Source organism: Nocardia thraciensis (assembly GCF_054782435.1).
Window position 1 is genome coordinate 83,808 of the sequence record NZ_BAAGSM010000011.1, and the last position, 12,806, is coordinate 96,613.

The 12,806-nt window shown below is 69.9% G+C and carries 13 protein-coding genes and 3 pseudogenes; 8 read left to right on the forward strand and 8 right to left on the reverse strand.

From position 1 onward, the window contains the following. Positions 1–4: 4 nt before the first annotated feature. The 3 genes from xylB to ACYVLQ_RS05440 are packed head-to-tail and all read right to left on the reverse strand — an operon-like array spanning position 5 to position 3,487. The gene (gene xylB, locus ACYVLQ_RS05430) at positions 5–1,405 is read right to left on the reverse strand and encodes a xylulokinase (protein ID WP_460696424.1); all 1,401 of its coding nucleotides are present in this window, start codon (positions 1,403–1,405) and stop codon (positions 5–7) included. Further along, on the reverse strand, positions 1,402–2,415 hold the full coding sequence (locus ACYVLQ_RS05435; protein ID WP_460696261.1) for a zinc-dependent alcohol dehydrogenase family protein: 1,014 nt from the start codon (positions 2,413–2,415) through the stop codon (positions 1,402–1,404). Before ACYVLQ_RS05435 ends, xylB begins: the two co-directional genes overlap by 4 nt. Positions 2,416–2,455: 40 nt before the next feature. Continuing rightward, positions 2,456–3,487, reverse strand: a complete 1,032-nt coding sequence (locus ACYVLQ_RS05440) for a glycoside hydrolase family 172 protein (protein ID WP_460696262.1) — start codon at positions 3,485–3,487, stop codon at positions 2,456–2,458. A 267-nt stretch (positions 3,488–3,754) separates the two neighbouring features. On the opposite strand from ACYVLQ_RS05440, the gene ACYVLQ_RS05445 reads away from it, so the two are divergent. Next, positions 3,755–4,282, forward strand: a complete 528-nt coding sequence (locus tag ACYVLQ_RS05445) for a DinB family protein (protein ID WP_460696263.1) — start codon at positions 3,755–3,757, stop codon at positions 4,280–4,282. 50 nt (positions 4,283–4,332) lie between these two features. Here the strand turns inward: ACYVLQ_RS05445 and ACYVLQ_RS05450 are convergent, their stop codons facing one another. Next, positions 4,333–4,581, reverse strand: a complete 249-nt coding sequence (locus ACYVLQ_RS05450) for a response regulator transcription factor (protein ID WP_460696264.1) — start codon at positions 4,579–4,581, stop codon at positions 4,333–4,335. A 288-nt stretch (positions 4,582–4,869) separates the two neighbouring features. Here ACYVLQ_RS05450 and ACYVLQ_RS05455 point away from each other — a divergent pair, with 288 nt between their 5' ends. The 3 genes from ACYVLQ_RS05455 (at position 4,870) to ACYVLQ_RS05465 (ending at position 6,952) form a co-directional block, all read left to right on the forward strand. Further along, positions 4,870–5,781, forward strand: coding sequence for an LLM class F420-dependent oxidoreductase (locus ACYVLQ_RS05455; protein WP_460696265.1), 912 nt, complete (start codon positions 4,870–4,872; stop codon positions 5,779–5,781). Positions 5,782–5,790: 9 nt separating this feature from the next. Continuing rightward, positions 5,791–6,201 carry an MmcQ/YjbR family DNA-binding protein gene (locus tag ACYVLQ_RS05460; protein ID WP_460696266.1) on the forward strand — a complete coding sequence of 137 codons (411 nt, stop codon included), beginning with the start codon at positions 5,791–5,793 and terminating at the stop codon, positions 6,199–6,201. An 85-nt stretch (positions 6,202–6,286) separates the two neighbouring features. Beyond that, complete coding sequence (locus ACYVLQ_RS05465; protein WP_460696267.1) at positions 6,287–6,952, forward strand: class I SAM-dependent methyltransferase; 666 nt, start codon at positions 6,287–6,289, stop codon at positions 6,950–6,952. Positions 6,953–6,998: 46 nt separating this feature from the next. Here the strand turns inward: ACYVLQ_RS05465 and ACYVLQ_RS05470 are convergent. After that, positions 6,999–7,108 (reverse strand): annotated as a pseudogene (locus ACYVLQ_RS05470) (PadR family transcriptional regulator); the annotation flags it as partial. A gap of 39 nt (positions 7,109–7,147) precedes the next feature. After that, on the reverse strand, positions 7,148–7,939 hold the full coding sequence (locus ACYVLQ_RS05475; RefSeq protein ID WP_460696268.1) for an IclR family transcriptional regulator: 792 nt from the start codon (positions 7,937–7,939) through the stop codon (positions 7,148–7,150). Between the two features lie 193 nt (positions 7,940–8,132). On the opposite strand from ACYVLQ_RS05475, the pseudogene ACYVLQ_RS05480 reads away from it, so the two are divergent. Together ACYVLQ_RS05480 and ACYVLQ_RS05485 are read left to right on the forward strand one after the other, a co-directional pair. Beyond that, positions 8,133–8,349: pseudogene (locus ACYVLQ_RS05480) on the forward strand (3-ketosteroid-9-alpha-hydroxylase); the annotation flags it as partial. A gap of 20 nt (positions 8,350–8,369) precedes the next feature. Beyond that, positions 8,370–8,528, forward strand: a pseudogene (locus ACYVLQ_RS05485) (VOC family protein); the annotation flags it as partial. 174 nt (positions 8,529–8,702) lie between these two features. Here ACYVLQ_RS05485 and ACYVLQ_RS05490 read toward each other — a convergent pair. Beyond that, positions 8,703–10,439: a nitroreductase family deazaflavin-dependent oxidoreductase gene (locus tag ACYVLQ_RS05490; RefSeq protein ID WP_460696269.1), complete on the reverse strand. Its 1,737-nt coding sequence runs from the start codon at positions 10,437–10,439 to the stop codon at positions 8,703–8,705. Between the two features lie 107 nt (positions 10,440–10,546). On the opposite strand from ACYVLQ_RS05490, the gene ACYVLQ_RS05495 reads away from it, so the two are divergent. Then, positions 10,547–11,110, forward strand: a complete 564-nt coding sequence (locus tag ACYVLQ_RS05495) for a TetR/AcrR family transcriptional regulator (protein ID WP_460696270.1) — start codon at positions 10,547–10,549, stop codon at positions 11,108–11,110. A gap of 35 nt (positions 11,111–11,145) precedes the next feature. Here ACYVLQ_RS05495 and ACYVLQ_RS05500 read toward each other — a convergent pair whose 3' ends face one another. Further along, positions 11,146–11,823 carry a class I SAM-dependent methyltransferase gene (locus tag ACYVLQ_RS05500; protein ID WP_460696271.1) on the reverse strand — a complete coding sequence of 226 codons (678 nt, stop codon included), beginning with the start codon at positions 11,821–11,823 and terminating at the stop codon, positions 11,146–11,148. Between the two features lie 73 nt (positions 11,824–11,896). On the opposite strand from ACYVLQ_RS05500, the gene ACYVLQ_RS05505 reads away from it, so the two are divergent. Next, complete coding sequence (locus ACYVLQ_RS05505) at positions 11,897–12,766, forward strand: helix-turn-helix transcriptional regulator (protein ID WP_460696272.1); 870 nt, start codon at positions 11,897–11,899, stop codon at positions 12,764–12,766. Positions 12,767–12,806 lie beyond the last annotated feature (40 nt).

Sequence of the window (12,806 nt, forward strand, 5' to 3'; positions counted from 1 at the left end):
GACACTAGCCGCCGTGAATCAGCTGTCGTATTTGACGGTACTGCGAGCGGATCTCCGGGCCGTTTCCGCCCGGTGGCGCCTGAAATTCTCGTGCGGGTGGTGGCGCCCAAGCTGGTGGTTCGGAGGTGCCCGCGAGTGCCCAGGCGGCCTGGCGGGCGGCGCCGCGGGCAACGTATTCCTGTGGTTCGGGGACCTCGACGGTGATCTCGAAGATCTGGGCGGCTACCTCGGCGACGAGGCGGTTGGCGGCGGCGCCGCCGATGAGCAGGACCCGCCGGGATTCGATGCCGTCGGCGCGCAGGCGGTCGAGCGATTCGGCGAGGTTGCACAGCATCCCCTCGATACCGGCCCGGGCCAGGTTGGGCGGGTTCATGTTGTCGAGGGTGAGCCCGTGCAGCGTGCCGGTGGCCCCGGGCAGGTTCGGGGTGCGCTCACCCGCCAGATAGGGCAGCAGGGTCAGGCCCTCGGCACCCGGAACGGACTGCCGGGCAAGGGCTTCCAGATCGGAGAGCCCCACGCCCGCGAGCGCCGCGGTGCGGTCGAGCACCCGGGCGGCGTTCAGCGTGCACACCAGCGGCAGAAAGGCCCCGGTGGCGTCGGCGAATCCGTTGATCGCCCCGGTGGCGTCGGCACTCGGCCGGGTGTTGCGGGTGAAGACCGTGCCACTGGTGCCGAGCGATACCACGACGTCGCCGTCGCCGATGCCCAAACCCAGTGCGGCGGCGGCATTGTCGCCGGTCCCGGCCGCGACCAGCAGTCCCTCCGCGGTGTGCCCGGCCGCCTCGGACGGTGCCAGCACCCGCGGCAGTTCCGGAATCCGGTCCCGGAAGGCCAGGGCCACAAGGTCTTTGCGGTACTCCCCGGTCGCGGGCGACCAGTATCCGGTGCCGGAGGCATCGCCGCGGTCGGTCGTCGGCTCGACGTCGGGGGTGCCCCCGCGCAACCGCCAGGTCAGGTAGTCGTGTGGCAGCAGCACCCGCGCCACCCGATCCGCGTTCCCGGGTTCGTGGTCGGCCAGCCAGCGGAGCTTCGCGACGGTGTGCGCGGCCAGCGGCACCAACCCCGCCGCCTCGGCCCACGCCCGCGGCCCGCCCAGCTCGGCGACCAGCTCGGTGGCGGCCGCCGCCGAGCGGGTGTCGTTCCACAGCAGTGCTTTTCGCACCGGAACGCCGTCGGAGTCCAACGCGACCAGGCCGTGCTGCTGGCCCGCCACCGCGATGGCGGAGACCCCGTCGAGTAGCCCGTCGGTGACCGACCGCAACGCGCGCCACCATGCCTCGGCGGGCGCCTCGGTCCCATCGGGGTGCGGAATCCGGCAGTGCCGCAGTATCTTTCCGCTGTCCGCAGCGCAGACGACGACCTTGCAGGACTGGGTCGAGCTGTCGATTCCGGCTACCAGCATCAGATACGCTCCCGCGACGACGGCCGGATCTGGATCTTGCGCCCCGCCCCGGACCGGAACGTCTCCAGCGCCTCGGAGAAGTCGGTGAGCGGGAAGTGGTGGGTGATCATGGTGTCGGTGTCGATCACGCCCTCGCCCAGCAGGTCGACGGCCCGGCCGAAGCTGTGCAGCACCGCCATCGAACCGACGATGGTGATCTCGTCGTTGTAGACGCGGAACGGGGAGATCGCGGCCCGGGCCTCGCCGGGAGCCACACCGAACTGCTGGAACGTCCCGCCGCGCCGGACCCGCGCCAACCCGTCCTCGATGGCCGATATCGCACCCGTGCAGTCGATCACGATCTCCCAGCCCTGCGGGCGATCGAGTTCGTCGGCGTCCGCCGCGGCCGCGTCGGCGCCCAGCGTCCGCGCCACCTCCAGCCGCGCGGCATTGACGTCGACCATCGACACCGAGGCCGCCCCCGCGGCGATGGCCAGTTGCAGCATCAGCAGCCCCATGGTGCCCGCGCCGTAGATGAGATAGTGCGAACCCAATTGCCGCGGCAGCACATCGAAGCCGTGTACCGCACACGACAGCGGCTCGACCAGGGCCCCGTGCACGGCGGATACGTGGCCGGGCAGGCGATGGCAGTTGGCGGCGGGCACCTTCACGTAGTCGGCCATCGCGCCGTCGACGGTATCGCCGATGGCGCCCCAGTTCTCGCACAGATTGCCGCGGCCGATCGAGCAGAAGTGGCAGTGCCCGCAGAACAGGGACGGATCGACCGCGACCATATCGCCGACCCGCACGCCGTCGGTCCCCTCTCCGCCGCGCGCCACGACCTCACCGGCGAATTCGTGGCCGGGCACGATCGGATACGGTGTCGGCGGGAATTCCCCGGCCACGATGTGCAGATCGGTCCCGCAGATCCCGACCGCGCCGACCTGCACCACTACCTCGCCCGGACCGGGCGCCGGATCCGGCACGGTCGTCACCGAGAACTGTCCGGGTTTCTCGATCACCAACGCACGCATTGCTCCACCTTGCCTCGAAAAGAGCGGCAAGTGTCCGGTTTCACGGCGATTGGCGACGACCGGTGACCGACCGATGCTGGTACCACAGCGCGGTGGTGGCGATATCGGCCTGTTCGAGCGGCAGATAGCGGCCGTCGTCGCGCCAGCCCAGCGCCTGCACGGTGACGCGCAGGCTGCGGTCGAAGCAGATCGGGTCGCGGACGTGCCAGCGGTAGATGCCGAACTTCTGGTCCGGACGGTAGATCCGGTCGGCGGGCAGGGCCTGCACGAATCCGAGGTAGGGCGTGGAGTAGGTGCGGTAGCTGCCGCCGAGGTCGAAATTCCAGGCCCCGCCGACGTAGTCCTCGGTGCCGGTGCCGCAGATGGTGGGGGATTCGGTGTCGCCGTCGAGGTAGAACTTCACCTCGCCCTCGCCCCACCAGCCGGGCGCGTTCGGCACGATCGCCAGGTAGGTGCCGACGTAGCGGCCCGGCCCCGGCACCTCGCCCAGGATGGTGTGAATCGCCGGGCTGCCCAGCGGGTTTCGGCGCTCCCAGCGGGCGTGCAGGTAGCCCGCGGTGCGGGGCACCTCCTGCTCCAGATAGGTCAGCTGGTAGTACACCGGCACCTGCCGGTCGCTGCCGTTGTGCAGCGTGACGCGGGCGCGGGCGCGAAAGGGCATGGGCCAGAAACTGTTCAGCCCGCCCGCGGGCGCGACCACCACCATCTCCGAATTCACCAGGGCCAGTTCGTCCCAGGCATTGCAGAAGAACGCGCCCAGCGGCACCTCGATCGCGGGCCGGGTGTCGGCGTCCCAGTACATGCGCAGCGTCAGCTGCTGCAAGACATCGCGGTCGGTGGTGAGCCAGAAATGCCGGATGATGCCGGGCCCGGCCACGTCGGCCAGTGTGGCCGTGGCCCCCGCCGGTAGGTCGATCGACGGGGAGACCTTCCATCCGATGCCCAGGTCGCAGGCCGCATCGCCGCCCGTGCCGGTGGTCGCGCGGCCGCCCGCCCCCGGTGCCCCGGCGGGGTTCTCCGGGCTGATGGAGCGGGTACGCGCCTGATCGAGCCGCCATATCTCGTGCACCATCGCGATTTTGACATGCCACCCCGCCCGCGCGGTCACGATTCGCCGAGGCGGGCCATTATCTCCGTCCGGGCGGTCGCGCTGAACAGGCCTGAAACTGCGCTACCACGAAGCAGGTTCGGGCGCCCCGCTCGTGTTGCTGCACGGTTCCGGGGCGGGGGTGACGGCCCCACCCCTCCTCCTCGACAGCCGCCCAACTCCCCCTCCTCGGCTGCGCTCAACCTTCATTCCCCGGCGTGCTTTTGGCCGGGGTCCGTTACCGTCGGAATCATGACCTGGATCGCGCCACGGATCGACCGGCCCCGCGATATGACCGTGAAGGTCGGCGACGAACGCACATTGCTGCAGTCCTGGCTGGACTTCCAACGGCTGACCCTGTTGGTGAAATGCCAGGGCCTGACCGCCGAGCAGCTGCGAGCGCGCAGTGTCGAACCATCGACACTGTCGCTGCTCGGCCTGGTCCGGCACATGACCGACGTGGAGCGCTCTTGGTTCCGGAAGCTTTGCGCCGGTGAGGATCTGCGGTATCGCTACTCCACCCGCGACAATGTCGACGGCGAGTTCGACGATGTCGACACCGCCGACCCGGAGGCCGATCTCGAGCGCTACCGCGCCGAACTCGAACTGGCCGACAAGGCGGTCGCCGACCTCCCGCTGGAGCACACCTTCGTCCACCCTCGCTCGGCACAGGCCATCAGCCTGCGCTGGGTATACCTGCACATGATCGAGGAATACGCCCGCCATAACGGCCACGCCGACCTGCTCCGCGAACGCATCGACGGCAGCACCGGCGCCTGATTGCGGCCAGCAGCATGCCGGAAATGATATTCGGGTGGATGCCGGAGGAGCTACAACCCGTGATCCCGTGCCCACCCGGCGATCTGGGTGCGGGAGGTGAAGCCGAGCTTGGTGAGGATGTGCTCGACGTGGGTTTCCGCGGTGCGCACCGAGATCGCCAGGTCGGCGGCGATGCGCTTGTTGCTGTACCCGGCCGCGACCAAGCGGGCGACGTCGCTGAGCGTGACCAGGTCCGGATCGTGCACATCGGCCAGCTCCACCAGCCGCACGCCGTCCGGGAAGGCGCGCCATCGCCTCACCGACCTGCCGGGAGAGCCGGGTCTTGCCGACGCCGCCCGGGCCGAGCAGCGTCAACACCCGAGTCGAGGGCAGCAGCCGCTTGGCGGTGGCCAGTTCGTCGCGGCGGCCGACGAAGCTGGTGACCTCGGCGGGAAGGTTTCCGGAGACACGCCGCGCCATGGTTGGTAACACTATCGTGACCTGGGTCGCGTGCGGACCACATCGGCTATGGCGGTGCGGGGCGTGCGGTCGCGGCCCCGGGCATAGGCTGGATAACCGAACCGACACCCGACCCTAGGAGGCCCGCAGTGCGGATCGGCATCCTGCTCAACGAACCGACCGGACCCGACGCGCTGCGCCGGATCACCGACGACCTGGCGCAGGCCGCGGCGGAGGGCTTCGATTCGGCCTGGCTGTCGCACATCTTCGGCATCGATGCCCTGACCGCGCTGGCCGTCGCGGGCAGTCAGGTGCCGAGCATCGAGCTGGGCACCGCCGTCGTGCCCACCTATCCGCGGCATCCGGGCACGATGGCGCAGCAGGCGCGCACCACCGCGCTGGCGGCCGGGCCCGGCCGCCTCACCCTGGGGATCGGCCTGTCGCATCAGATCGTCATCGAGAACATGTTCGGCTACGACTTCGGCCGCCCCGCCCGGCATATGAAGGAGTACCTGTCGGCGCTGCTGCCGCTGCTGGACGGGGAGCCGGTGTCGTACTCCGGCGAGACCCTGAGCGCCAACCTGGCCCTGTCGGTCCCGAACGAGGGCAGGATTCCGGTGCTGGTGGCCGCGATGGGGACGCAGATGCTGAAGCTGGCCGGTCGCCGTACCGACGGCACCGTGCTCTGGATGACCGGTCCGGCGACCATCCGCGAGCACATCGCGCCGACCATCACCGCCGCCGCGACCGAGGCGGGCCGCCCGGCGCCGCGGGTGGTGTGCGCGCTGCCGGTGCTGGTCACCGACGAGGTCGACGCCGCCCGGGAGAAGGCCGCCGAGATCTTCGGCGCCTATGGCACGCTGCCGTCGTACCGGGCGATGATGGACCGCGAGGGCGCCGACGGCCCGGCCGATCTGGCGATCATCGGCTCCGAGGAGCAGGTGGCCGCGCGCGTACGGGCGATCTTCGAGGCGGGCGCGACGGAGTTCTACGGCGCCGTCTTCGCTGGCGGCGACGCCGCGGCCCGCACCCGCAAACTCCTTGCCGGACTGGCCGACTGAGGATCGCCGATGGCGCGACGCGCACGCGTGGACGACGTGCACGAGCTGGCCGGGGCCATGCCGCACGTGACGGTCGAATACGGTCCGCAGGGCAACCCGGTCTATCAGGTCGGGCGAAAGTCGTTCGTGTTCTTCCGAACCCCGCGCCCGGACGCGTTCGATCCGGTCTCGGGTGAGCGCTTCGCCGACGTGATCGTGTTCTGGGTGCCTTCGGAATCCGACAAGCTCGCGCTCGTGCAGGACCCGGACTCGCCGTTCTTCACCACCCCGCACTTCGACGGCCACCCCTCGGTCCTGGTGCGGGGCAGCCGGATCGGCGAGCTGGGCCTGGACGAACTGACGGAAGTGGTTCAGGACGCCTGGCTTTCCCGCGCCTCGCCCACCCGCGCGAAAAAGTGGCTGGCCGAACACGATTCGTAAGCGACTGCTCATGTTCTCCTGGGTGCGATTCCCACGCCGCAGCGGTCTTGACCTCGAGTGGGGTTGAGGGTGTTGGGTGGAGGGCATGACGCAGACCGCAGAGTTCTGGAACACTGTCTATGACAACGACACGGCGCCGTGGGTGATCGGGGAACCGCAGCCCGCGATCGTGGCGCTGGAGCGCGAGGGGCGAATCTCCGGCCGGGTGCTCGACCCCGGTTGCGGCGCGGGCGAGCACACCATCCTGCTCACCCGGCTCGGCTACGACGTGCTCGGCGTCGACCTGTCTCCCAGCGCCGTGGCCTATGCGGGGCGCAATGCCGCCGAAAAGGGCGTTCCCGCCGCGCAATTCCGGGTCGTCGATGCGGTGCGCGTCGGCCGTGAGCCCGAAAGCGGCGCGGTGCTCGGCGTTTTCGACACCATCGTCGACAGCGCGCTGTTCCACATCTTCGGCGAGGATCCCGAGGCCCGCGCCGACTACGTCCGCGGCCTGCATACCCTGTGCAAGCCGGGCGGCTCCGTGCACGTGCTGGCACTGTCGGACACCGAGCCGGGCATCGGTCCCCGCATCAGCGACACCCTGATCCGCGAATCCTTCGGCGACGGATGGGAAGTGGAGGACCTGCGGCCCAGCAGCTACCGCGGCCGGGCCACCGGGCTGGTCGCCGAGGGCGTCGAGGAACTGGGGCTCGAATCCGAGGACGGCATCATCGACACGGTCGCCTGGTTGGCACGCATCCGACGTATCTAGCGCCGGGACTTCCGCCATTCCGGCACGCTTTGGCCGGCATTCACTGCAGATTCCAGTCGGCCCACTTCTTCAGGTCGTAACCCGACAGTTCCTCGGCATGCGACAGCATTCCGAGCACGGCCAGGAAGTGATCGGCAGGTCGGGACCGGGGGTCATCGGCGAACAATATCGCCCGGGCATGTTCCGGGACCGGGGCTAGCGCCATCGCGCCCGCCGCGGGAACAGGGTGCGCCCGGCCTCGTGCGCTACCTCCGACACCACCCTGGCCAGCCGGTCGAAGCTCATCGCGTCGGCCCGCCCGGACAGCGACAGGGCAGCTGGGGCGGCGCCGCGAGCCCGTAGCGGCGCTGCCACACAGGCGATTCCGGCGACGGACTCCTCGCGGTCCACCGCCACGCCCTGCCGCAGCCGGATCTGGCCGAGTTCGCGGCGCAGCGCCACGGGCTCGCACAGGGTGCGCGGCGTCAGCCGGGGGAGTCGGGAGCGGAACGCGGCCTCGGCGATGGTGGGTTCCAGGGCGGCCAGCATGGCTTTGCCCAGAGCCGTTGCGTGCGCGGGCATCCGGCCGCCCAGCCGGGTCGGCAGGGCCGCGGCGAATCGGCCGCCCGCCTTGTCCAGGTAGACCACATCGCGTCCGTCGAGCACCGCGAGGTGGCCGACCATGCCGGTGCGCTGGGACAGCTCGTGCAGCAGTGGGCCGACCGCGTCGCGAATCTCGTTGTGGTCGGCGGTGAGTCCGCCCAGCTCCAGGGTTCGCATGCCGAGCCGGTAGCCACCGGAGGTGTGCGCCAGCCAGCGCAGCCGGATCATCTGGTCCAGGATGCGGTGCACGGTCGAGCGCGGAAGTCCCGTCCGCTCAACGAGTTCCAATAGGGTCAGCGTCGGAGTGGCGGCATCGAACGCATCGAGGATCAGGGTCATCCGCTCGATCATCGAGACCGGGACGGCACCGCCGCGGTCCGCGGGTGGCAGCACGGTGACGGTCATATGTTCCTCCGTTGGTTCATATGCAGTCTGGAAATATTTCGACCAGGCATGTTCAGACCCATAGTTTGTGTCCCCAGTCACAGTGACCCGTGACATGCGGATCGCGAATCGGTGGAACTACGTACGTCCTACCGATCTGTTTCCCGGTCACCGGACCTGTGTATTGACCCCTCCGCGGGCCCACCCGCTCTGAATCACGCCGATGCTGTCGATCCTGAAATCTGTGCTGGCGCAGGGAACGGGGCGCTGCACCCCTGATTTACGCCAACCGTGACGGGCGGTCGGTCATCTTCGCCCGGGAGCTGGCCAGGCTGTCGGCCGCCCACCCCGCTGGGCTACGCGTGGTGCACTGGCTCGAGAGCGTACAGGGGTTGCCATCGGCAGAGCAGATCGCGGAACTGACCCAACCCTGCTTCAAGGAGCTACCTCCATGTCTGTCGTCAGTTCCCTCGGCTACGTGCGCGCCGGAATCGCCGACCCCGACGCCTGGCGCAGGTTCGCCTTCGACACCATCGGCTTCGCAAAGGGCTCCGGCCCCGATCCGAACTCGATCTACCTGCGCACCGACGAGCACACCTACCGGCTGGAACTCGTCCCGGGCGAGCGCGACGAGGTGCTGGCCGTGGGCTGGCAGGTCGCCGACGCGGCGTCGCTGGCCCTGGGATCTCGAATTCGGTTGCGAGGGAATGCTCGTCGGCGACGACTACGTGGCAGAGGAGATGACTGCGGACAGCTACCGGGGCCACGAATGGAACCGAACGCGCTAGCTCGCGACCGCGGAATCGTTGTCGGTGAAGGTGACTCGCACGGAGACCGGGGTGGTCTGGAGGGTGGCGAAGGTGGCGGCGGTGAGGGGCGCCAGGGCCGGGTGCGGGGCGAAGGCGCGGGCGCGGGCTACCACGTCGTCGTCGGGACGCAGTTCGGCGGTGCCGGTGCGCCACCGATCACCCTGCCGCAGGCGGACTTCCGGATTGGCGCGCACATTGTTGCCCCAGCCCGAACGCATTCCGTGCTGGCAGATGATCCACGCGCCCTCGTTGTCGAACAGCACCGACACCGGCACCCGGCGCGGTTGCCCGGACTTGCGTCCGATGGTCACCAGCTCGGTCGCGAAGGTAGACCGCACGCCGAGCCGATTCAGGGCCAGGAAGGTCGGGTTGGCGACATAGCGGCCGACCGTCCGCTCGATGCGGAACTTGCGCGCCTGCCCGTCCGCCTTGCGCGCACCCGAATCCTGGCGTGCCCCAACGGCATTCCGCTTGGGTCGGAACGCCTCGATGCCGTGGTGGCGCACGATGGTCGCCGCCGTCAGCCACGGGGAGCGGGCTGGGTCCGGATCCTTCCCCGCGCCGAGCCGGTGCAGCTGATCGGTGTGCCACTGCAGGTCCAGGGCGCCGTCGAAGGCCCGGAGGCTGGCGCTCGTCGCCAGTCGCCCGCGCAAGCCGAGGGAGATGACCGGCGGCCGCAGCGCATCGGTCCGGCCGCCGAGCAAATCGCCTGCCGCCGAGGGGATGACGGCGGCAGGACGGCCGAGGCCCACCACCTCGCAGGTTCCCGAGGCGACGGCCTCATCCATCGCCGACCGGGATCGGAACCCACCGGTGACCGCGAGCGGGACCGCCCCGGCCGAGCGCCGGGCGGTCTCGGCGTATTCCAGGAAGTACGCCTCTCGCGCCCGGGTGCTCGCCGCGGCCGTGCGCGGCCGCCCCATCATCGCGGGGGATTCGTAACTGCCGCCGCTGATTTCGATCAGATCCAGCTGCTCCGCCGACAGCGCCTCGAGCACCGCGCGCGATTCGTCCTCGGTGAATCCACCGCGCTGGAAATCGGCGGAATTGAGCTTGATGGCCACCGCGAACCCCGGACTCACCGCGTCGCGGATCGCCCGCACGACCTCGACCGCGAACCGCCTGCGCCGCTCCGGGTCGCCGCCCCAGTCGTCGGTGCGCTGATTCGACCGCGGCGACAGGAACTGCGAGACCAGATAGCCGTGCGCACCGTGGATCTGCACGCCGTCGAACCCCGCGGCCTCGGCGACCCGGGCGGCGGTGGCGAAGCGTGCGATGAGGTCGGCGATCTCGGCCTCGGTCAGCGCGCGCGGCGCGGGCAGGCCCGGGATCTCGGGCGCGATCGCCGACGGCGCCACCGGTCGCCGCCGTGCAACCAGTGGATTGGCCTGCCGCCCAGGGTGATTCAGCTGCATCCACACGGGCGTGCCGCCGTCCGCGGCGGCCTTCGCCCACCGGGTCAACTCGTCCAGGTGCCGCTCGTCCTCGATGGCGACATTGCCGGGCTCGCCCAGTTGGGTGCGGTCGATCATCACATTGCCGGTGACGATCAGGCCGAAGCCACCCGCACCCCACCGCCGGTACAGCCGCTGCAGCCGCTCGTCCGGCCCCAGGTCGGCCGCGCCCAGGCCCTCGCTGAGCGCCGATTTCATGATCCGGTTCGGCAGCGCCCGACCGCAGGGCAGGGGCAGTGGGTCGTGCAGGCTCGCCATCGTGGTGCTCCTCCGTCGCCGTAAACCGATCGGTTTAGCTGGAGGCTAGTATACCGATCGGTCTAGGGCAAGGTAGGCTGGACTCGAACCGGAAGGAGGGATGCACCGTGGGTGCTCGGGAGCGGCTGATCGACAGCACCGTCGATCTCATGCGCCGCAACGGCGTCGCGGGGACGGGCATCGCGCAGCTGCTCGCGCACAGCGGTATCTCGCGCCGCTCGGTGTATCTGAACTTCCCCGACGGCAAGGCCGAACTGGTCGCCGCGGCCACCCGCAGCGCCGGTGCGGCGGCGAGCGCGATGATTCGCACCCTCACGGCGGGCGCCGACCTGGCCTCCTGTGTGGCCGCTTTTCCCTCGATATGGCGTGAGGCCCTGCTGACCAGCGATTTCACGGCCGGGTGCCCGATCGTGGCGGCGGCGCTGGGTCGCGCCGAGTCACCGGACGCGGCGGATGCGGCGGGGGAGACCTTCACCGAGTGGGAGCAGATCCTCGCCGAGCGCTTGCGCGCCGAGCAGGTCGCCCCCGATCGCGCGCTGTCGCTGGCGACCACGATCGTCGCCGCGATCGAGGGCGCCGTGGTGATGTCGCTGGCCACCCGTTCGGTCGCGCCCCTCGAACGCGTCGGGGAACAGATGTCCGCGCTCGTCGGCCACTACACCGACAAATAGCACGGCTGTATCTCCCCACATTCCCGGCCTCTGGTTCACTCCGGGCGGGTGGCGCGGTAGTACGTGACGCGGCCCAAGCGGCGGTGCCGGTGGGAGGCGACCACCGTGCAGTCGAACCCAGTCTTGCGCAGTAGCCGGGGGATCGCGTCGCCGAGATTGTCGCCGATGTGGCCGGTGCGCAACATGAGTCGTGCCGCCAGACCGTCGGCCGGGGTCATCGGCCCGCCCACGTCGGCCAAGTGTAGCCGACCGCCGGGGCGCAGCACCCGAAACACCTCGGCGGCCATCGCCGTTTTGGTGTCGGCGTCGAGATGATGGAACATCAGCGACGACAGCACCCGGTCGAATTCGCCGTCCTCGTAGGGGAGTTGCTGGACGTACGCGTGATCGAAGCGAATTCCCGATAGCCCGTGGGCTTTTCGCTCGGCACGCACGAGCGCACGAGGATCGGGATCGGAGCCGACCAGCTCGGCGCCCGCCCGGGTGCGTTTCGCGCGCAGAGTGAGATTGCCTGTGCCGCAACCGACTTCGAGGACGCGGTGGTCGTCGCGGAGTTCGGCCTGCGCGATCAGCCGCTTGTGCAGGCCGGGCGCCCCGAACGCCCGGCTCATCAGATCGTAGAGGGGCAGCAGGCCGTCGCGGCCCGCCGCGGGAAGGTAGTCGTGCCGGTTCCCCATGGCATGCGTGACGGAATGTGGACGATTTTCGGTCATGTCTTCCATGGTGTACAGAGTCGGCCCACCGTAGTCGGGTGATCGTCGGAAGAAATAGGACTATCTTCGGCAGATGGGAGAAGTCACTCGGATGGTGCGCCACCGGCGGGGCGTGCCGGTGTTCGACTATCGAACCGACGGGGTGACACCCCCGGTGTCGATCCTGCGTTTGGACCGGCGCACGCGGGTCGAGTTGCGCCCGCACATCCACGAATTTCCGGCGCTGTGGTTCGTCGCCGAGGCCGGTGCGCTGTTCGTGATCGGCGCCGGACAGGTCGTCGACGTCACCTCCGTCCGGATCATCGACGGCGGCGTCGGGGTCTTCTTCGACCCGGCGGCGCTCGGTGGCGAGGGCCGTGTTCCGTGGCCCGCGTGGCGGTCGCATCCGCTGCTGTTCCCGTTCCTGCACGAACGATCGAGCGGGGTGCTGGAGTTGGCGATGCCCCCGGACAGCGTCACCCTGTGGGCCGCCACCATCGCGGCCATCGAGACCGAACTCGCCGACCGGCGCGACGGATACCGGCAGGCGGTCTCGGCGCACGTGACACTGCTGCTCATCGACCTGGCGCGACTGGCGGCCGATGTGGTGGGAAATCTGCGCCGCGGCGGCGAGCCGTTGCTGGCAGCGGTCTTCGAGGTGATAGACGAACGTCACGGCCAGCCGCTGTCGCTGCGCGACGTGGCCGGAGCGGTCGGAATGACGCCGGGTCACCTGACCACCGTGGTCCGCCGCCGCACCGGCCGCACGGTGCAGGACTGGATCATCGAGCGACGCATGGCCGAGGCCCGCCGCCTGCTCTCCGACACCGAGCTGCCCATCGCCGAAATCGCCAGGCGCGTAGGGATTTCCGATGCCGGGTACTTCGCCCGCCTGTTCCGCCGCGTCCACGGCCTGCCGCCGCGGCGCTGGCGCGGGCCCGCCGCGGCAACCTCCCGTCGCTGAACCTTCCGCCAGGTCGTGCCAATTTGGTATGTGCTTCCCG

What these genes read in the sequence shown, in the direction of transcription:
- ACYVLQ_RS05435 (WP_460696261.1), bottom strand. Translation starts at nt 2,415, where the DNA reads ATGCGTGCGTTGGTGATCGAGAAACCCGGACAGTTCTCGGTGACGACC.
- ACYVLQ_RS05445 (WP_460696263.1), top strand. Translation starts at nt 3,755, where the DNA reads ATGACCTGGATCGCGCCACGGATCGACCGGCCCCGCGATATGACCGTG.
- ACYVLQ_RS05460 (WP_460696266.1), top strand. Translation starts at nt 5,791, where the DNA reads ATGGCGCGACGCGCACGCGTGGACGACGTGCACGAGCTGGCCGGGGCC.
- ACYVLQ_RS05440 (WP_460696262.1), bottom strand. Translation starts at nt 3,487, where the DNA reads ATGGTGCACGAGATATGGCGGCTCGATCAGGCGCGTACCCGCTCCATC.
- ACYVLQ_RS05490 (WP_460696269.1), bottom strand. Translation starts at nt 10,439, where the DNA reads ATGGCGAGCCTGCACGACCCACTGCCCCTGCCCTGCGGTCGGGCGCTG.
- ACYVLQ_RS05475 (WP_460696268.1), bottom strand. Translation starts at nt 7,939, where the DNA reads ATGACCGTCACCGTGCTGCCACCCGCGGACCGCGGCGGTGCCGTCCCG.
- ACYVLQ_RS05500 (WP_460696271.1), bottom strand. Translation starts at nt 11,823, where the DNA reads ATGACCGAAAATCGTCCACATTCCGTCACGCATGCCATGGGGAACCGG.
- ACYVLQ_RS05505 (WP_460696272.1), top strand. Translation starts at nt 11,897, where the DNA reads ATGGGAGAAGTCACTCGGATGGTGCGCCACCGGCGGGGCGTGCCGGTG.
- ACYVLQ_RS05465 (WP_460696267.1), top strand. Translation starts at nt 6,287, where the DNA reads ATGACGCAGACCGCAGAGTTCTGGAACACTGTCTATGACAACGACACG.